The organism is Oscillibacter valericigenes (assembly GCF_021531435.1).
Classification (GTDB): domain Bacteria; phylum Bacillota; class Clostridia; order Oscillospirales; family Oscillospiraceae; genus Oscillibacter; species Oscillibacter valericigenes_B.
The window spans coordinates 1-17,332 of the sequence record NZ_JAFBIS010000037.1; the positions used below are offsets into that span (position 1 = coordinate 1).

General features: G+C 61.8%; 20 protein-coding genes and 1 other annotated feature. Of the genes, 7 read left to right on the top strand and 13 right to left on the bottom strand.

Annotated features, from left to right (window positions below):
- Window positions 1–196 precede the first annotated feature (196 nt).
- A complete protein-coding gene (locus tag JQM68_RS12740) occupies window positions 197–802 on the bottom strand; it encodes a single-stranded DNA-binding protein (RefSeq protein WP_235223382.1) in 606 nt (201 codons plus the stop codon).
- Between the two features lie 136 nt (window positions 803–938).
- Here JQM68_RS12740 and JQM68_RS12745 point away from each other — a divergent pair, with 136 nt between their 5' ends.
- Both JQM68_RS12745 and JQM68_RS12750 read left to right on the top strand, forming a co-directional pair.
- Entirely contained in the window at window positions 939–2,111 is a 1,173-nt protein-coding gene (locus JQM68_RS12745; protein WP_235223383.1) for a DUF2974 domain-containing protein, read from the top strand.
- Window positions 2,112–2,255: 144 nt separating this feature from the next.
- Entirely contained in the window at window positions 2,256–3,602 is a 1,347-nt protein-coding gene (locus tag JQM68_RS12750) for an MATE family efflux transporter (protein WP_235223384.1), read from the top strand.
- On the opposite strand, the gene JQM68_RS12755 is transcribed toward JQM68_RS12750, so the two are convergent.
- The 11 genes from JQM68_RS12755 to JQM68_RS12805 form a co-directional block, all read right to left on the bottom strand.
- Window positions 3,560–4,219, bottom strand: coding sequence for a CatA-like O-acetyltransferase (locus tag JQM68_RS12755; RefSeq protein WP_235223385.1), 660 nt, complete (start codon window positions 4,217–4,219; stop codon window positions 3,560–3,562). The two genes, JQM68_RS12750 and JQM68_RS12755, sit on opposite strands and share 43 nt — an antisense overlap.
- Window positions 4,220–4,342: 123 nt before the next feature.
- Window positions 4,343–5,731 carry a TrpB-like pyridoxal phosphate-dependent enzyme gene (locus JQM68_RS12760; RefSeq protein ID WP_235223386.1) on the bottom strand — a complete coding sequence of 463 codons (1,389 nt, stop codon included), beginning with the start codon at window positions 5,729–5,731 and terminating at the stop codon, window positions 4,343–4,345.
- A gap of 81 nt (window positions 5,732–5,812) precedes the next feature.
- Window positions 5,813–6,062 (bottom strand) — a binding site (T-box leader).
- 143 nt (window positions 6,063–6,205) lie between these two features.
- Window positions 6,206–7,489, bottom strand: coding sequence for a GTPase ObgE (gene obgE, locus JQM68_RS12765; RefSeq protein WP_235223387.1), 1,284 nt, complete (start codon window positions 7,487–7,489; stop codon window positions 6,206–6,208).
- A 297-nt stretch (window positions 7,490–7,786) separates the two neighbouring features.
- Complete coding sequence (gene rpmA / locus JQM68_RS12770; RefSeq protein ID WP_235223388.1) at window positions 7,787–8,068, bottom strand: 50S ribosomal protein L27; 282 nt, start codon at window positions 8,066–8,068, stop codon at window positions 7,787–7,789.
- Window positions 8,069–8,110: 42 nt separating this feature from the next.
- Complete coding sequence (locus tag JQM68_RS12775) at window positions 8,111–8,443, bottom strand: ribosomal-processing cysteine protease Prp (RefSeq protein ID WP_235223389.1); 333 nt, start codon at window positions 8,441–8,443, stop codon at window positions 8,111–8,113.
- A 2-nt stretch (window positions 8,444–8,445) separates the two neighbouring features.
- Window positions 8,446–8,757, bottom strand: coding sequence for a 50S ribosomal protein L21 (rplU, locus tag JQM68_RS12780; RefSeq protein WP_235223390.1), 312 nt, complete (start codon window positions 8,755–8,757; stop codon window positions 8,446–8,448).
- A gap of 139 nt (window positions 8,758–8,896) precedes the next feature.
- Entirely contained in the window at window positions 8,897–9,358 is a 462-nt protein-coding gene (locus tag JQM68_RS12785) for an S-ribosylhomocysteine lyase (protein WP_235223391.1), read from the bottom strand.
- A 1-nt stretch (window position 9,359) separates the two neighbouring features.
- Entirely contained in the window at window positions 9,360–10,046 is a 687-nt protein-coding gene (locus tag JQM68_RS12790; RefSeq protein ID WP_235223392.1) for a 5'-methylthioadenosine/S-adenosylhomocysteine nucleosidase, read from the bottom strand.
- Window positions 10,047–10,059: 13 nt separating this feature from the next.
- On the bottom strand, window positions 10,060–10,455 hold the full coding sequence (locus JQM68_RS12795; RefSeq protein ID WP_235223393.1) for a zinc ribbon domain-containing protein: 396 nt from the start codon (window positions 10,453–10,455) through the stop codon (window positions 10,060–10,062).
- 64 nt (window positions 10,456–10,519) lie between these two features.
- Window positions 10,520–11,077: a tRNA 5-(aminomethyl)-2-thiouridylate-methyltransferase MnmM gene (gene mnmM, locus JQM68_RS12800; RefSeq protein WP_235223394.1), complete on the bottom strand. Its 558-nt coding sequence runs from the start codon at window positions 11,075–11,077 to the stop codon at window positions 10,520–10,522.
- A gap of 288 nt (window positions 11,078–11,365) precedes the next feature.
- Window positions 11,366–12,568: an acetate/propionate family kinase gene (locus JQM68_RS12805; RefSeq protein ID WP_235223395.1), complete on the bottom strand. Its 1,203-nt coding sequence runs from the start codon at window positions 12,566–12,568 to the stop codon at window positions 11,366–11,368.
- Window positions 12,569–12,722: 154 nt separating this feature from the next.
- On the opposite strand from JQM68_RS12805, the gene JQM68_RS12810 reads away from it, so the two are divergent.
- From JQM68_RS12810 to JQM68_RS12830, 5 genes are all read left to right on the top strand, one after another.
- On the top strand, window positions 12,723–13,967 hold the full coding sequence (locus tag JQM68_RS12810; RefSeq protein WP_268821522.1) for a tRNA(Met) cytidine acetate ligase: 1,245 nt from the start codon (window positions 12,723–12,725) through the stop codon (window positions 13,965–13,967).
- Between the two features lie 26 nt (window positions 13,968–13,993).
- Complete coding sequence (locus JQM68_RS12815; protein WP_235223397.1) at window positions 13,994–14,869, top strand: DUF3298 and DUF4163 domain-containing protein; 876 nt, start codon at window positions 13,994–13,996, stop codon at window positions 14,867–14,869.
- 101 nt (window positions 14,870–14,970) lie between these two features.
- Window positions 14,971–15,309 carry a PadR family transcriptional regulator gene (locus tag JQM68_RS12820; protein WP_235223398.1) on the top strand — a complete coding sequence of 113 codons (339 nt, stop codon included), beginning with the start codon at window positions 14,971–14,973 and terminating at the stop codon, window positions 15,307–15,309.
- Between the two features lie 19 nt (window positions 15,310–15,328).
- On the top strand, window positions 15,329–16,030 hold the full coding sequence (locus tag JQM68_RS12825; protein WP_235223399.1) for a permease prefix domain 1-containing protein: 702 nt from the start codon (window positions 15,329–15,331) through the stop codon (window positions 16,028–16,030).
- Window positions 16,027–16,677 (top strand): hypothetical protein, encoded by a 651-nt coding sequence (locus JQM68_RS12830; RefSeq protein WP_235223400.1) that lies wholly within the window; start codon window positions 16,027–16,029, stop codon window positions 16,675–16,677. The genes JQM68_RS12825 and JQM68_RS12830 overlap by 4 nt, the downstream gene beginning before the upstream one ends.
- Before the next feature lie 69 nt (window positions 16,678–16,746).
- Here JQM68_RS12830 and JQM68_RS12835 read toward each other — a convergent pair.
- On the bottom strand, window positions 16,747–17,332 hold a 586-nt coding region (locus tag JQM68_RS12835; RefSeq protein ID WP_235223401.1), incomplete at its 5' end, for an NAD(P)H-dependent oxidoreductase.

Genomic DNA, 17,332 nt, shown 5'->3' on the forward strand with positions numbered 1-17,332 from the left:
GGGGCTTTGCCGCAGCCTGCCAGCAGCATGAGGGCCAGCAGGGGAGCGGCCAGGCGGGACCATTTCATAAGGCAGCACTCCTTTCTGCCCTCAATATATCATAAAAATTCCGAAAGTCTCTACATTTTCACAACAAATGATTACAAAGCGGGAACAAAAGCGGGAGCCCGCCGAAGCAGGCTCCCGGACGCGGTTCCTATGATTCGGGGGACAGCAGGTGCATCATGGACACCTCGTAGGCGGTCCGGTCCTGGACGGAGCCGTCGTCGATGACTTTGTGGTATGTACGGCTCTGGATACGGCCCTCCAGCGCGATGCTGTCGCCCACCTGGAGCTGGCTGGTGCGCACCGCCAGCTGGCCCCAGGCGATGACCGGCAGGTAGTCCGCCCGGCCGTAGCGCCGGGACACCGCCAGCATCAGGTCGCAGATGCTGCGGCCCAGGGGCGTCCGGCGGAAGATGGGCGGCTTGCACAGGGCGCCGGAGAGGGTGATCTGGTTGCAGGCGCTGCCCTGGCCCGGCTGGATGTCCTGGGCGTAGACGGTCAGCACCAGCTTGTTTCCCACCCCGCTGCGGTTGTTGAAGGAGCGGAGCTGCCCCTGGATGCGGATGGGTTCTTCCGGCGTGACCCAGTCCGTCAGGGCTTCCGACAGCAGGATGGGCAGGGTGTCCGGCGTGCCGGACAGCCGGGGGACCCGGAGGAACAGGCGGTAAAAATGGGTGCCGTGATTTTCGTGGGACCATTCCGGCGCCGCCAGGGGGAGGCCCTCCAGCAGCACTTCATTTTTCGTCAGAGTTGTCATGTTGTCCACCTCTCGGTCGTGATGTCCTATCTTATGAGAGAGGCAACTGTAAAATGACTATGAATTTCCAGGCGGCGCTCTTGTGAAACGGGAAATTGTTGGGTATAATAGCGCCATCAAAAAAGGAGGATGACTCATGGCGAATCTGTTGGATTATCTGGATTGGCGGGGAGACCTGACCCTGGAGCAGTCGCCCTTCAACGAGGTGGACAATCTGATTTTGGCGGAGCTGTCCTTTGTGGATTTCAAGGACATCGTCCCCGGACCCGGCGAGGGGGAGAGCGTGGCGCTGCGGGACGCGGCGGAGCGGTTCTTTGCCCGGTTCCCGGAGGGCGAGAAGATTGACATGGGCGTGCTGGTGCCCGCCGCCATCCCGGATATGCTGCGGAAAATGGCGGACTCCCGGCGGTTCGGGGACATGAAGCTGAACTGCTTCGTGGACCATCTGGACGTGGGGAAGGGGGAGCAGTTCGCGGCCCTCACCATCGAGACGGGAGACAGGACGCTGTACCTTTCCTTCCGGGGCACCGACGATACCCTGGCGGGCTGGAAAGAGGATTTTGAGCTGGCCTGCATGCCGGAGGTCCCCGCCCAGAAGAAGGCGGTGGCGTATACCGAGGCCGTGGCGAAGCAGTTTCCCCGGAAGAAGCTGCGGCTGGGCGGCCACTCCAAGGGCGGCAATCTGGCGGTGTACGCCGGGGTGTTCTGCCCGGAGAGCGTGCAGAAGCGCATGATCGCCGTCTGGTCCAACGACGGCCCCGGCTTCCACACGGACCTGCTGGACCTGCCGGAGCACCGGCGCATCGCCGACCGCATTTACTCCATCGTGCCCAAGTCCTCGGTGGTGGGGATGCTGCTGGAGCACGAGGAGGATTACACCGTGGTGGACAGCAACCAGCTGGGCTTTATGCAGCACGACGGCTTTTCCTGGCAGGTGCTGGGGGACCACTTCATCACCCTGCGCCAGGTGACCCAGCAGGCCCATTTCAGCGACCAGGAGCTGCGGGGATGGGTCCACGGGCTGTCGGTGGAGCAGCGGGAGACCTTTGTGGGCGCCCTGTTCGACGTGCTGACGGCCTCCGGCGCCGTGACGCTGACGGACCTGCGGGACGACAGCTTCAAGGCGGTGGGCGCCATGGTCAAGGCCATGAAGGACCTGGACAAGGAGACCCGGGACGGCCTGTGGGAATTCCTGGCCATCCTGTTCAAGAGCAACCTGCGGATGGTGCTGGAGGGCATCCAGGAGGAGACGGAGAAAAAGCGGAGCGGAAAACGCCGGCTGGTCAAAAAGAAAGAAAAAGAGGCGTGAGCTGCCGCCGCTTGACAACCTGCCCTGACTGTGCTAGATTGAGTGACGTTCATCGGAGGGACGCAGTTGTAAAGCCGGATAAGATGTCGGGTGACGCCCGGTATCCTGTCCGGCTTTTTTGCTTGCTCCGCATAAGGAGGAAATATGGAACGGGAACACGATTTTACGCGGGGGCCGATCTTGTCGTCCCTGCTGCGCTTTGCCCTGCCGGTGCTGCTGGCGCTGCTGCTCCAGGCCATGTACGGCGCGGTAGACTTGCAGGTCGTGGGAAAATTCGGCACGGCGGCGGACATTTCCGCCGTGTCCACCGGCAGCCAGATCATGCAGACCATCACCATCGTCATCACCGGTCTCGCCATGGGCGTGACGGTGCTGCTGGGCCAGAAAATCGGCGAGGGGAGGCCGGCGGAAGCCGGCCGGGTCGTGGGCAGCGGCATCTGCCTGTTCGGGGCGGTGGCGCTGCTGGTGACCGCCGTCATGCTGCTGGCGGCGCCTGGGATGTCTGCCCTGATGCAGGCCCCGGCGGACGCCTTTGACGGCACGGTGGTATACGTCCGAATTTGTTCCGTAGGCGCGGTGTTCATCGTGGCTTACAACATTTTAGGCAGTATCTTCCGGGGCCTGGGAGATTCCAAAATGCCGCTGCTGACGGTGGCCATCGCCTGTGTCTGCAACATTGCGGGGGACCTGCTGCTGGTAGGGGGCATGGGCGTGGCGGGGGCCGCCATCGCCACGGTGTCGGCCCAGGCGGTCAGCGTGGCGCTGTCCCTGCTCATCATCCGGCGGCGGAAACTGCCCTTTACCCTGACAAGAGCGGATATCCGCTTTGACAAGGCCGTCATCGGGAAAATTTTGAAGCTGGGAAGCCCGGTGGCCCTTCAGGACCTGCTGGTGAGCCTGTCCTTTCTCGCCATCATCGCCATCGCTAACGCCATGGGCACCATTGCCTCCGCCGGGGTGGGCGTGGCGGAGAAGCTGTGCGCCTTTGTCATGCTGGTGCCCTCGGCCTATATGCAGTCCATGTCCGCTTTCGTGGCCCAGAATATCGGCGCGGGCCGGGAGGACCGGGCCCGGAGGGCGCTACTGTGCGGCATCCTGTCCTCCTTCGCGGCAGGATTGCTCATGGGATGGGCGGCCTTCTTCCACGGGGACGTGCTGGCGGGGCTGTTCGCGGAGGACGGCGCCGTCATTGCCGCCGTCTGGGAATACCTGAAAGCCTACGCCATCGACTGTCTGCTGACCTCTTTCCTGTTCTGCTTCATCGGCTATTTCAACGGCTGCGGGCGGACGGTGTTCGTTATGGTCCAGGGCTTCGTGGGGGCGCTGGGCGTCCGGCTCCCCGTGGCGTTCCTTATGAGCCGGGTGTCGCCGGGGTCTTTGTTCCACCTGGGGCTGTCCACCCCGGCCTCTACCGTGGTACAGATTTTGCTGTGCGCCGGCGTGTTCTTCTATTTCGGCAGAAAGCGGGAGAAGTCGTCCATATCCGCCTGAAGCCGCTCCAGGAATTTACTCACATGGTAGCCATCGGTGGCGGCGTGGTGGCAGGTCAGGGAGAGGGGCAGGAAGCATCTGCCGTCCCGGAGCACGAACTTTCCCGCCTCCACCGAGGGGAAGAAGTAGTCCTTCAGGCCGTAGCTGTGGACGGCGAAGTGCTGAAAGGACACCCAGGGGACGCAGGAGACGGTGTAGGCGTTGGCGGGCGGCGGGGTCTCCGGCTGGGAGAGAAAACCGTGGCCCGTGCCGTACCGGGCCTGATTTTCCGCGAAGGAGCGGTAAAAGGCGGAGAAATCCGGGTCAAATTCCGTCCACATCATGGAAAAGGACTTGTCGTCCTCGTGGAACACGGCGTACAGGGGCGTCAGGGTGTCGTAGGTGCCGATTTGCTCTCCCTGCTTCGCCAGCCGGAAGGCCGGGTCCGCGTTCAGGTTTTTCGTCACCAGCCACAGATAGGCGGGATAGAATTTCAGCCCTCGGCCTTTCAGTGTTTGACGAAGGGCGGTGACGTCCAGTTCAACCGTCAGAGACCAGCCGGTGGGGGCCATCTGTGAGAAGTAGTAAAAGGTCTGCATCCGGGGCCAGGACGCGGCGTCGATGGGGGTAAAGGTCATGGAAAGCACCTCCTGAAAGTAGATGCTTTTATGGTAAGCCCGGCCCCGGAAAAGCGCAAGCAACGCTCCGTTGATAGGAAAACAGCCCCCTGCGGCGGTGCCGCAGGGGGCTGTTTTGACGAATTATTCCTGTCCGGGGACCTTGGGGAGGCTTGCGAAGCTGGCTGCAAGCTCTTCGTCGGTGGGGATGTAGTCGGTCATCTCGCCGTTGTGGAACTTCTCGTAGGCCACCATGTCGAAGTAGCCGGTGCCCGTCAGACCGAAGACGATGGTCTTCTCCTCGCCGGTCTCCTTGCACTTCATGGCCTCGTCGATGGCGACACGGATGGCGTGGCTGGACTCTGGGGCGGGGAGGATGCCCTCCACCCGGGCGAACATCTCGGCCGCCTCAAAGACCTTCGTCTGCTCGACGCTGGTGGCCTCCATGTAGCCGTCGTGGTAGAGCTGGCTCAGGATGCTGCTCATGCCGTGATACCGCAGGCCGCCGGCGTGGTTGGGAGAGGGGATGAAGCCGCTGCCCAGGGTGTACATCTTCGCCAGGGGGCAGACCTTTCCGGTGTCGCAGAAGTCGTAGGCGAACTTGCCCCGGGTGAAGCTGGGGCAGGAGGCGGGCTCCACGGCGATGATGCGGTAGTCCTTTTCGCCCCGGAGCTTCTCACCCATGAAGGGGGAGATGAGGCCGCCCAGGTTGCTGCCGCCGCCGGCGCAGCCGATGATGATGTCGGGCACCACGCCGTATTTATCGAGAGCCGCCTTGGTCTCCAGGCCGATGACACTCTGGTGCAGCAACACCTGGTTCAGCACGCTGCCCAGCACGTAGCGGTAGCCGGGGGTGGAGGTGGCGACCTCCACGGCCTCGGAAATGGCGCAGCCCAGGGAGCCGGTGGTGCCGGGATGCTCTTTCAGAATGGCCTTGCCGATGTTGGTCTCCATGGAGGGAGAGGGGGTGACGGAGGCGCCGTAGGTCCGCATGACCTCCCGGCGGAAGGGCTTCTGCTCGTAGCTGACTTTCACCATGTAGACCTTGCAGTCCAGGCCCAGGTAGGCGCAGGCCATGGAGAGGGCGGTGCCCCACTGTCCGGCGCCGGTCTCGGTGGTGACGCCCTTGAGCCCCTGCTGCTTGGCGTAGTAGGCCTGGGCGATGGCGCTGTTCAGCTTGTGGGAGCCGGAAGTGTTATTGCCCTCAAATTTGTAGTAGATTTTGGCCGGGGTCTGGAGCTTTTCCTCCAGACAGTAGGCCCGCACCAGGGGGGAGGGGCGGTACATCTTGTAGAAGTCCCGGATCTCCTGGGGAATGGGGATGAAAGCGGTGTCGTTATCCAGTTCCTGGCGGATGAGCTCATCGCAGAACACGGGGCGCAGGTCCTCGAAGCCCATGGGGGTTCCGGTGCCGGGATTCAGCAGGGGCGCGGGCTTGGTCTTCATATCCGCCCGGACGTTGTACCAGGCTTTCGGCATCTCCTCCTCGGAGAGATAGATTTTGTAGGGGATGTTGTTCTTTTCGGCTGCCATGGTGATTGCTCCTTTCATGCTTGCGGGTCAGGGGAAACAAAAAAGACCTTTGTTCCACAAGGACCCATTTCCAATAGGTTCCTTTGGGACAAAAGTCTTCAAACTTCTGCGGTGCCACCCAAATTGACGCTTACGCGTCCGCTCGGCGACGTGCCATCACACGCCTTTCCTTGGTAACGGGGGAAAAGCCCGTCGGTACTTACTGAGAAAAAACTCCGTTCAGCCCGCCCTCCGCAGTCCATTCGGCAAAGGTGTTTTTACCGCCATCCCACCACCGGCGGCTCTCTTGGAAAAACCCGCAATGCTTACTCGTCTGCGTCATTGGTTTGTTCTTTTGAACTTGGCGCAAGTGTACTCTCCTTTTGCGGGATTGTCAAGAGAGGAAAAAATATTTTCTCACAATGCACAAAAAAGCGGATAAAAAATCCGGTATTTTCTCAAAAGGAGGACAGGCATCGCCTGTCCTCCTTTTGCTCATCTCTGGTATTCGAACTCGAAGTCGTACATGGAGACGGTGTCGCCGTCCTGAATGCCCAGCTCCTCCAGCTGCTGGTAGAGGCCGGATTCCCGCAGGGACTTGTCGAACCACATCCGGCTCTCGTAGTCCTTGAAGTTGACGTTGCCCATGAGCCGCTGGAGCCAGGGACCCTCCACCAGCCAGGTGCCGTCGTCGGCGCGCTGGATGTCCAGGGGGGCGGAGGTATCGATGACCGGGGGCTTGGGGACGTACTCCGGCTCATACACCGTGACGGGGGGCAGGACGGACAGCATTTCCGCCACCTTGCCAACCAACTCTCGGGTGCCCTGATGGGCCGCGGCGGAGATCTCCAGCAGGGTGTAGCCCTTGGACTCCACATGGGCGCGGAGCCGCTCCAGGTTTTCGGGGTCCTCGCAGATGTCCACTTTGTTTGCGGCCACGATCTGGGGCCGCTCCGCCAGCTCGGGGCTGTACTGTTTCAGCTCCTCGTTGATGGCGTCAAAGTCCGCAACCGGGTCCCGGCCCTCGCTGCCGGAGACGTCCACCACATGGACCAGCAGGCGGCAGCGGTCAATGTGCCGCAGGAAGTCGTGGCCTAAGCCCGCGCCCTCGCTGGCGCCCTCGATGATGCCGGGGATGTCGGCCATGACGAAGCTGACGCCCTCGTCCACCCATACCACGCCCAGGTTGGGAAACAGGGTGGTGAAGTGGTAGTTGGCGATCTTGGGCTGGGCCTTGGACACCACGCTCAAAAGGGTGGACTTGCCCACGTTGGGAAAACCGATGAGGCCTACGTCCGCCAGCAGCTTCAGCTCCAGGATGACGTCGTGGCTCTCACCGGGCAGGCCCGCCTTGGCGAAGCGGGGCACCTGCCGGGTGGGGGTGGCGAAGTGCATGTTGCCCCAGCCGCCCCGACCGCCTTTACACAGGACGTAGGGCTCCTTGTCGCTCATGTCCTTGATGATCTCGCCCGACTCGGCGTCCCGGACCAGGGTACCACGGGGGACCCGGATGATGAGGTCCGCGCCGTCCTTGCCGGATTTCCGGGCGCCCTGGCCGTCCATGCCGTTCGGGGCCACGTATTTGCGCTTATAGCGGAAGTCCATCAGGGTAGACAGGTTGTCATCCACCTGCAAAATGATGGAGCCGCCCTTGCCGCCGTCGCCGCCGTCAGGACCGCCGGCGGCCACGTATTTTTCCCGGTGGAAAGCCACCACGCCGTTGCCGCCGTTGCCGGCCCGGACCGTGATGCGGGCTTTATCAACAAAAGAAGTTGCCATAAACACACCTCCGATTTTTCTTGATACTATTTTCCAATAAAAAGCAGATACTTTTTATTGGAAAGGCGCCGCTCAAAGCGTCGCCCATCTGCGCAAAGAGCGCAGATGCCGTCTCATGCAGACTCCGACGCGCTGACGCGCTATGAAAAGCAGACTTTGTCTACTTTTCATGGGAGTCTAGTATTAGTATGCCCGGCGTATGCGTTCCAAGGCACGAAGTCCTCATGCCCTCGGACGCGGACGCCCGGTCTTGAAAAAGAGCCCCGAACGATGCGTTCGGGGCTCTTCATGTTCTGATTACTCAGCCTCGTAAACAGAAGCCTGCTTGCGATCCTTGCCCAGGCGCTCGAAACGGAGCGTGCCGTCCACCTTGGCGAACAGGGTATCGTCAGTGCCGATACCGACGTTCTTGCCGGGATGGATGCGGGTGCCGCGCTGGCGAACCAGAATGTTGCCGGCCTTGACGAACTGACCATCAGCGCGCTTGGGGCCAAGGCGCTTGGACTCGGAGTCACGGCCGTTCTTGGTAGAGCCGCCGCCCTTCTTATGGGCGAAGAACTGAAGACCAATACGAATCATGATACGGACCATCCTTTCTGAAAGATTTAGAATGGAGAGGAATTATTCTTCCTCCAAAACCTCGATATTGTCGGGGAACTCGTCGTGGAGCTCGGCAAAGTAGACCATCAATCCCGTCATCAACGCCTGACAGGTGCTCTCCGCCGTGGGAGCCAGCCCCCCGGGCAGACGGAACGAGATGGATGCGTCGCTTTCCCGGACCTTCACGGATGCCGCCAGACCCAGCACGTCGTTGACGGTGGCCTCCACCAGGCGGATGGCGCTGGTGATGCCCGCGCAGACGATGTCCGCGCCCGCTTCGGCGTAACCGCTGTGGCCCTGAGAGTCAAAACCGGTGATCCGGTCGCCCTCCATGCGGAACGTGATGGTGGTCATGCTCAGACAGAGATCTTGGCGATCTCAACCTTGGTGTAAGGCTGACGATGGCCCTGACGCTTGCGGTAACCCTTCTTGGCGTTGTACTTGAAGATGCGGATCTTCTTGCCCTTGCCGTTCTTGACGATCTTGGCCTCCACGGAAGCGCCCTCCACAACGGGGGTGCCGAAGGTGGCCTTCTCACCGTCGATGATGGCCAGGACCTGGTCGAACTTGACGGTGTCGCCGGCTTCCTGGTCCAGCTTCTCGATGTAGACCACGTCGCCCTCAGCGACCTTGTACTGCTTGCCGCCGGTCACGATGATTGCGTTCATTGTATGTTTCAACTCCTTCATTACGGGCTCGCTGTCGGGGGCGGCGCCAGGGCGCACTTGTAGACCCATTCAAAGCGGCTTATCAAGTATATCAACGGATTTGCGGTTTGTCAACGGTTTTTCAAAGAAAAATGCGATATTAGTCGTAGGACAGCTTTTCCACGGTCCAATCGGCGATCAAGTCGGCATAGAATTTGCAGACGGCCTTGCCGGTGTCCACATCAAGGTTGACATAATTTCCGCACTCGACGGCGCTCTTTCCGGGCATTTCCCCCTCGAAGTTCGCGGCGGCGGTGAATACCTCCTGCAGCAGCTCAATGGCGCCCTCCAGGGACAGCAGGCGGTTGTCGAACAGGAAGTAAAAACCCGTCTGGCAGCCCATGGGGCCGAAGTAGATGACGGCCTCCTTGTCCTCGGAGTTCCGCAGCAGCGTGGCGATCAGGTGCTCCACGGAGTGCATCTCGCTGTTGGAGAGCAGGTCCCCGGTGTTGGGCTTCTTGAACCGCAGGTCAAAGGTGACGGTGTCGCCGTCCCGGCGGGAGTAATACAGGCCGGGGACCAGCTTGTTGTGGTCCACGGTGAAGCTGGCGATGCGTTCCATATCAAAGTTCCTCCTTTTGCAGTGCCAGGGCGAAGGGCAGGACGACCTTGCCCAGGTTTTCCAGCGCCTGTCCGAAATCGAAGTACTCCGCCGCCTGGTTGTCGGAAAACAGGTGGTCGGACACGGATTTCAGGGCGGCGAATTTCACGTTGTTCCGCAGGCACACCTGGGCGATGGCGCAGCCCTCCATCTCCACCAGCAGGGGGGAGAAGGTGTCCCGGATGAAGACGGCCCGGTCGCCCTTGACGGCGAACCAGTCGCCGGTGGCCACCCGGCCGGTGACGGCGGAGAAGCCTAAGGTTTTCAGCAGCTCCACGCACTTGTCCGGCGCCCAGGTGGGGAAGTCCACCCGGTTGACGGTGGAGACGAGGCCGATGGGGTCGCCGACGGCGGTGGTGTCCACGTCGTGCTGGACGAACTCCGACGCCACCACCAGGCTTCCGGTGGGCAGGTCCATGAGGCAGCCCGCCACGCCTGCGTTCAGAATGAGGTCCACGCCGTATTTCAGACAGAAAATTTCGGCGGACATGGCGGCGTTCACCTTGCTGACGCCGCCCGCGCAGGCCAGAATATTCGGCGCGACCTCGAAAAAGGGAACGCCGGAAACCGTTTCAAAGGGGGCGAGGTCCTTGGCACCCGGCAGCGCGTGGAGCTCCGCGGGCATGGCAAATTGTAATCCGATCTTCATAAAGGCTCCTTGTTTATGGAATATCCGGCAGTTTTTTGCCGCATTTTCCGCAAAATTCAAATTCCGCGCCCAACTTCGCGCCGCAGTAGGGGCAGAAGCGGAAATCTCCGCTGTCAGGCTGCGGGGCGTTTGGGGCCGTGTCACCGAACCGCCGGTCAAGGGGGTCCGGTTCCTCGCCGTCCTCCACGATGTCGAAGGAGGAATAGCGGTTTTTCCCGGTGGCGTTTTTGAAATTGTACACCGCCTGGACGATGCCCAGAATGACGAACAGCACGCCAAACAGCGGAAAGATGCCCGGCGCGCCCATAGACGCGGCGGCGATGGTCCAGAAGATGCCGAAAATGACGGCGATGACAGAGCCCATGGCTCCCATGGCCGACGGCCCCCGGCCCGGCTTGACGCTTTTCATGGCTGTATACCTCCTGCCTCAAAACTGGAAACAGTATAGCACAAACGGCCTGCCGGGGCAACGGTCACCGCTCCTTCCAGATGAAAATGGGCATGGGCGGGTCGTTCCGGCGGTTGGCCCAATCGCAGCAGAGGACGGAGAAGCGGCGGTCATCCAGCGTTTTCAGATATGACAGAACGGCGTCCCGCTCCCCGCAGCCGTTCTCTTTGCCGTAGTAGAGGGCGATGGACATGACGCCGCCGGGCTTTAACAAGCGCGCTCCCGCGCCGATGGCCTCCACGGAGGTCTCCGCCCGGGTGAAAACCGCCGGGTCCCCGCCGGGGAGACGGCCGAAGTTGAATACCACGCAGTCCACGGTTTCAGGGGCGGCGTATTGTTCCATGTTGGCGTGGCTGTCCAGAATGACGTCGGCGGTGAGCCTCTCGGCTGACAGCAGGGCCCTGGTCTGGGCGATGGCCTCCGGCTGGATGTCGAAAGCCAGCACACGGCCGCCCTCTCCCGCCAGGCGGCACAGCAGGGCGGTGTCCCGGCCCTTTCCGGCGGTGGCGTCGATGCAGAAGGCACCGGGGGCGACGTGCTGTTTCAGAAATTCGTGGACCATGGACAGGGTGTTGAGCTGCATGGCGTGTCCTCCTGTGAACGTGATAAAGAAAGGCCCTCTCTGGGGTCAGAGAGGACCTTTCTGCATAACCGGATATTAGCCCTTGACGATGGCGGCGGTGTCCATGGCGATCATGAGCCTCCCCACGGGGCAGGCCCCGCGGGGACCCCGTAGGATTCCAATGCTCGGGCGAAGTGAATCCGCCCTCCGCCAAGGTTTTGCTCAAGAGCAAAACGCTTGTACAGCGCAAGCGCTGCCCCACGCTGTGGGGCCCCGAGGAGCAGGACTGTGTTCGTATGAAGAAACGGCTCAGCCCTTGACGATGGCGGCGGTGTCCATGGCGATCATGAGCTCCTCGTTGGTGGGGATCAGCAGGACCTTGACCTTGGAGTCGGCGGCGGAGATGACGGTCTCCTTGCCCCGGACGTTGTTGGCCTCGGCGTCCATCTTCACGCCCATGAACTCCAGGCCGCTGGCGATGGCCAGACGCTGGTTGGCGGAGTTCTCACCCACGCCGGCGGTGAAGATGATGGCGTCCACGCCGCCCATGGCGGCGGCATAAGCGCCGATGAGCTTCTTCACGCCGTAGTTGAACATGTCGACGGCCAGACCAGCGCGCTCGTTGCCCTCCTTGTGGGCATTCTCCAGATCGCGGAAGTCGGAGGAGACGCCGGACACGCCCTGCACGCCGGACTTCTTGTTCAGCACGTTCAGCATCTCGTCGATGTTCATGTTGTACTTGTTCATCACATACTGCAGGATACCGGCGTCCAGGTCACCGGAACGGGTGCCCATGGGCAGGCCGGCCAGGGGGGTGAAGCCCATGGAGGTATCCACGCTCTTGCCGCCGTCCACGGCGGTGACGGAGGAGCCGTTGCCCAGGTGGCAGGAGATTAGCTTCAGCTCCTCGGGCTTCTTGCCCAGCATGGCGGCGGCGCGGCCGGCCACATACTTGTGGGAGGTGCCGTGGAAACCGTAGCGGCGGACCTTGTCGTTCTCGTAATACTCATAGGGCAGGGCATACATATAGGCCTTGGCGGGCATGGTCTGATGGAAAGCGGTGTCGAACACGGCCACCATGGGCACGCCGGGCATGACCTGCTGGCAGGCGCGGATGCCGGTCAGGTTGGCGGGGTTGTGGAGAGGGGCCAGGGGGATGCAGTCCTCGATGGCCTTCATCACCTCGTCGGTGATGAGGACGGACTTGTTGAAGGCCTCGCCGCCGTGCACCACGCGGTGGCCCACAGCGTCGATCTCCTTCATGGAGCCGATGACGCCGTTCTCAGCGTCCACCAGAGCGTTCAGCACGGCCTGGATTGCCTCGGAATGGGTGGGCATGGCAACGTCGATGGCGTCCAGCACCTTCTTGCCCTCCACCTGGGGCTTGTAGGTGAACTTGCCGTCGATGCCGATGCGCTCGCACAGGCCCTTGGCCAGCAGGTCGCCGGTCTCGGGATTCAGCAGCTGATATTTCAGGGAAGAGCTGCCAGCATTGATGACCAGAATATTCATGTTTACCGTCTCCTCTTCTTGTGGGGAAAACCTTGCGGCTTTCCCAAAAATCATGTAAAATAAAATAATAGAATTATTCCGCGTCTGGGCGGAATCCTACATGATATTCATTATAACAGAGTTTCTCCAGGTTACAACCTCCATTTTTACCGAAATGTCACTTTTTTGTCATCAATTCGAGGTGGATTTTGTGCAGACTGCGGGTGTAATAATAGAATATAGCCCTATGCATATGGGCCATGTCCATCTTTTGGAGGAGATCCGCCGCCTGCTGGGGACGGACACCGCCGTCATCTGCGCCATGAGCGGCGATTTCGTCCAGCGGGGCGATTTCGCCGTGGTGGGCCGCCGGGCTCGGGCAAAGGCCGCCGTTCAAAGCGGCGCGGACCTGGTGCTGGAGATCCCCCTGCCCTGGGCGGTGGCTTCGGCGGAGCGGTTCGCCGACGGCGGCGTTCAGGTGCTGCTGGATGCGGGCCTGGTCAGCCATATCGCCTTCGGCAGCGAGTGCGGCGACGCGGACGCGCTGCGGGAAATAGCGGAGTGCCTGCTTTCCGACGCGTTTCAGGAGGCGCTGCGGCGGGGGCTGACCACGGGCCGGCCCTATGCCGCCTGCCGCCAGAAGGCCGTTGAGCAGATTTTAGGGCCGGAGAAAGCCGCCTTACTGGAAAGCCCCAACAATATTTTGGGCATCGAATACTGCAAGAGCCTGCTGCGGCGGGGCAGCGATGTCCAGCCGCTGACGGTGCCCCGGGTGGGCGCCGCCCACGACGAGAAGGATGCGGACGGCCCCATTGCCTCGGCCTCCGCCATCCGTGCCCTGCTGCGGGCGGGCGAGCGGGAGACGGCGCTTGCGCGCATGGCCCCGGCCATGAGGCGGGCCTATGAGGAAGAAGAAGCCGCCGGGCGTGCCCCGGTGTTTCAGGAGACCTGCGAGCGGGCGGTTCTCGCCCGCCTGCGGTCTATGACGGAAGAAGACTTCGCCGCCCTGGACGAGGGGCGGGAGGGCCTTTGCAACCGCCTGTACGACGCCAGCCGCACCGCCGCCGGCGTTGCGGAAATTCTGGAAAAAGCCAAGACGAAGCGGTACGCCTACGCCCGCCTGCGCCGGATGGTGCTGTGGGCCTATCTGGGGCTGGCCCCCGCCGCATTCCCCAAAGAAGTGCCGTACCTGCGGGTGCTGGCGGCCAACGCCATGGGCCGGGAGCTGCTGGCCCGGATGCGGAAAACGGCGGCGGTGCCTGTTCTGACCAAGCCCGCTGATGTGCGGCGTCTGGGCGCGGAGGCCCGGGAGCTGTTTGAACTGGAGGCCCGGGCCGCGGACCTGTATGCCCTGGCGTATCCCGACCTGTCCGCTGCCGTGGGAGGCAGCGTGTGGAGAGAAGGCCCTGTGATCGTATGACCCCCGCCTGAAAGGAGGCACGACCCATGACAAAGCTGCTGGCCCTGCTGATGGCGCTGATCCTGACCGCCTGTGCCAAAGTTTCCGTCACGGATGTGAAAAATGACCCTGCGCCGGAGCCTCCTGCCCCGCCTGTCCAGACCGTCCCGGCGCCCGTGCATTTTACGGTGGAGACCGGGGTGTGGGAGGACGCTGCCCAGACGGAGGCCGGAACGCCCCTGGCGGAGTATTCCTTTACGCTGCCAGTGCTGTCCGTGTGCCGGGAGGACGGCACGGAAGTGGTGGAGCCGGAGACGGAAACAGAGCGAAAAGCCCTGGAGACGGCGGCGGTATTCAATGAAAAATTCGGCAAGTGGGCCGCTGCCGAGGAGTTCGGCGAGATCGTGGAAGGCGCGGCGGAGCACCTGGAGCAATGCCGGGAATGGGAGCTGGACTGGGTCGGCCCCTACACCCTGGACCTGGACTGTACCGTCTACCAGACGGAGCAGATCGTCAGCGTTTCCGGCACCTATTACAGCTACACCGGCGGCGCCCATCCCAATACATACCTGCTGGGCTGGAATTTTGACCTGGACACCGGGGAATTTTTCGATGCCAAGGCCCTGTCCGACGGCACCGCCCTTCAGGAGCATGTGACGGAAACGCTGATCTGCCAGGCCCGCTGCCGGGCGTCGGAGCAGGATATGACGCCGGGGGAGATGTTCTGGGAGGATTATGAGGACATCATCGCCGACTGGAGCAGCTACGCCGTGTCCTTTGATGAAGCTGGCATGACGGTGGCGTTTTCGCCCTATGAGCTGGCGGCCTACGCCGCGGGAGCTCAGGTGTTCACCCTCTCCTATCAGGAGCTGGCGCCCCATCTGAACCAGCGGGGACAGCAGGTGCTGGGACTGACCGAATAAACTGTAAAAGCCACGGGGAGACCCGTGGCTTTTTTTTGCTTGACATACCTAGAATACCTATGTATACTGAGCATAGAGATTCTAGGTATCGGGAGGCTGTTATGAAAAAGCAGAGCATTGACCACACGAAGCTGCTGGTGCTGTCCCTGCTGGCGGGGGAGGACATGTACGGCTACCAGATGATCGTGGAGCTGGGCCGCCGTTCCAACCACACCTTTGAGATGAAGGAGGGGACGCTGTACCCCGTTCTTCACGGGCTGGAGAAGGACGGCTATGTGGAGGCCTACCAGCAGGAGGCCCCCACGGGCCGGGTGCGGAAATACTACCACCTGACCCGGAAGGGCGGCGCGGCGCTGAAAACGGAGGAGAAGGCCTGGGAGACCTATTCCGGTGCCGTCAACGCCGTGCTGCGGAGCAGCGCGGGGCTGAACCTGGCGTGAGATGGACAGGCGGACATATGTGGAGCAGGTTCTGGCGAACCTGCGGCGGGTGACGCCCGACGAGCGGGCGGCCATCCGGGAGGAGCTGGACGGACATATCGAGGACCACATCTGCGACCTGCTGGAGCTGGGCTATGATGAAAAACTGGCGGAGGAGCGGGCCATGGCCGCCATGGGCGACCCGGAGGAAGTGGGGCGGGAACTGGATAAGCAGTATCCCCTGCGGTGGCTGGTCTTTATGAAGGTCGTTACGGTTTTATTGGTGATGTGCTGTCTGGCGGTAGGGATTTCTCTGCCGGGACTGCGGCATCCGTATTTGAATCTTCAGGCCCGACTGGCGCCAAAATCTGCCTGCCCAGCTTGGGTGGACCACATGGAGGAAGATGTGGACATCCGTATGGAGATCGGTTCTGATATACTGTATATTTTCAGTACGGCCACCGAAGCAAAGGGCGATACCGCGGTAGCAGAGGTCACGGTATTTTACTGTCTGTATGACAAAGATCCCATTCATTATGTGTCCGACAGCGGCGTGTTTTTCGAGGACTGCCGTGGAGAGCAGATATACGGCGGTGCGGGCGGTACTTCCACTGCCGGAGCCGCCTACTGGAGTTGGAGCGGTGAGGTCTTGTACGGCGATCCCTATATCACGGCGGTAAACGAGCGGTACGGTACACGGCAGACGGCGCGGGTGCCTCTGGTCTGGGAGGAGGGCCTATGAATAGACGAGCATACAGCCCTACCCGGAAACGCATTGCCCTGCGGAGGTGCGGATGGCTGGCGGCGCTGGTGGTACTGGCCTCTGTGACCGGTATCTACCGTTTCCTGCCCATTCAGGCGGTGTACATGATGGCGGACCTGATCGACATCCAGCATCCGCAGGTGGTGGAGCGGTTCTACGACGGTTCTTTGCCTGTCACCCGGTTCGCCGCCCACTATCTGGTGGATGGGGACGACGCTATGATGCTCTGCGTGGCGGGGTATCATCCCCTGATAGGGTGGTATGACCGGGCCTGGGCCAAAGCGGAAACCTGGGACGGCGCTGCCCTTCATGGCGGCATCTACATACATTCCCAAGGAGACAAGCGGGTATGCTGGCTTTATGGCAGGGTGGACAACGACACGATTCAGCGCCTGACGCTGGAGCGCACTGTGAAGCACCATGAAGAGGAAGGGTACACGGAGGCCTGGAACATCCCCACGGAGGATATTTTTGAAAAGGGCGGAAAACGGTATATCCTGATGAAGCTGGACATGGAATCCATGTGGGATGTCGGGAATACCGTCCACCTGATAGGTTATACCAGCGGCGGGCAAATCGTCGAGAGCAGCGAAATACAAGCCCGGAGTTGGTCCACAGCGGGATGAACGGGCATAAGAGCCGCTTGCTTGGCAGCAGAACGCGCGGAGCAGAAATTTATTCTTGCTCCGCGCGTTTTACGGCTCTTTTAGTTGACGTAATATATTTTCTGTAAAGCTATTTAGCCGCTCATCGATGCCCGGCAGTGTCACCGCCGTGCCCGCGTCGTTGGCGGTCTCCAGCAGGCAGAACTCCGGCGGCAGCCAGAAGCCCTTGTTCATATTCAGGGCCGATACCACCTGCCGCGCCACGATGTCTCCGCCGGAGTAGCCGGACACCACGACGGCAAACACCGCCTTGTCGGTGAAGGGCGTGGTGCGGTACAGGGCCGTCAGGCGGTTGATGGCCGCCGTCAGGTTGGCGGACAGGGCGTCGTTGTAGTTGGGGCAGAGGAGCACCACTGCATCGGCCTCCCGGATGGCGGGGTAGACCTCCTGGACCATGACGCCGCCGTAGAAGCAGCCGCCCTGCTCGCCGTAGTGGAGGCACATGGTGTAGGGGCACCCGGCACAGTCCTCCAGCGTGCCGTTCCGCAGGCCAATTTCCGTGATGTCGCAGTCCTTTTCCAGCCGCTCCCGGCAGCGGCTCCACAGGGCCAGGGTGTTGGAGGTGCTGCGGTTGGAGGCGTGGAGCACAAGGAGCCTGGGGCGGGGGCGACGGGGC

Bases quoted from the DNA above. Each gene is read 5' to 3' on its own strand.
- JQM68_RS12760 (WP_235223386.1), bottom strand. From the start codon at position 5,731: ATGGCAGCCGAAAAGAACAACATCCCCTACAAAATCTATCTCTCCGAG.
- JQM68_RS12790 (WP_235223392.1), bottom strand. From the start codon at position 10,046: ATGAAGATCGGATTACAATTTGCCATGCCCGCGGAGCTCCACGCGCTG.
- mnmM (WP_235223394.1), bottom strand. From the start codon at position 11,077: ATGCAGCTCAACACCCTGTCCATGGTCCACGAATTTCTGAAACAGCAC.
- JQM68_RS12815 (WP_235223397.1), top strand. From the start codon at position 13,994: ATGACAAAGCTGCTGGCCCTGCTGATGGCGCTGATCCTGACCGCCTGT.
- JQM68_RS12740 (WP_235223382.1), bottom strand. From the start codon at position 802: ATGACAACTCTGACGAAAAATGAAGTGCTGCTGGAGGGCCTCCCCCTG.
- JQM68_RS12830 (WP_235223400.1), top strand. From the start codon at position 16,027: ATGAATAGACGAGCATACAGCCCTACCCGGAAACGCATTGCCCTGCGG.
- JQM68_RS12745 (WP_235223383.1), top strand. From the start codon at position 939: ATGGCGAATCTGTTGGATTATCTGGATTGGCGGGGAGACCTGACCCTG.
- JQM68_RS12775 (WP_235223389.1), bottom strand. From the start codon at position 8,443: ATGACCACCATCACGTTCCGCATGGAGGGCGACCGGATCACCGGTTTT.
- rpmA (WP_235223388.1), bottom strand. From the start codon at position 8,068: ATGATTCGTATTGGTCTTCAGTTCTTCGCCCATAAGAAGGGCGGCGGC.
- JQM68_RS12785 (WP_235223391.1), bottom strand. From the start codon at position 9,358: ATGGAACGCATCGCCAGCTTCACCGTGGACCACAACAAGCTGGTCCCC.
- rplU (WP_235223390.1), bottom strand. From the start codon at position 8,757: ATGAACGCAATCATCGTGACCGGCGGCAAGCAGTACAAGGTCGCTGAG.
- JQM68_RS12795 (WP_235223393.1), bottom strand. From the start codon at position 10,455: ATGAAAAGCGTCAAGCCGGGCCGGGGGCCGTCGGCCATGGGAGCCATG.
- JQM68_RS12755 (WP_235223385.1), bottom strand. From the start codon at position 4,219: ATGACCTTTACCCCCATCGACGCCGCGTCCTGGCCCCGGATGCAGACC.
- JQM68_RS12810 (WP_268821522.1), top strand. From the start codon at position 12,723: ATGTCACTTTTTTGTCATCAATTCGAGGTGGATTTTGTGCAGACTGCG.
- obgE (WP_235223387.1), bottom strand. From the start codon at position 7,489: ATGGCAACTTCTTTTGTTGATAAAGCCCGCATCACGGTCCGGGCCGGC.
- JQM68_RS12805 (WP_235223395.1), bottom strand. From the start codon at position 12,568: ATGAATATTCTGGTCATCAATGCTGGCAGCTCTTCCCTGAAATATCAG.
- JQM68_RS12820 (WP_235223398.1), top strand. From the start codon at position 14,971: ATGAAAAAGCAGAGCATTGACCACACGAAGCTGCTGGTGCTGTCCCTG.
- JQM68_RS12750 (WP_235223384.1), top strand. From the start codon at position 2,256: ATGGAACGGGAACACGATTTTACGCGGGGGCCGATCTTGTCGTCCCTG.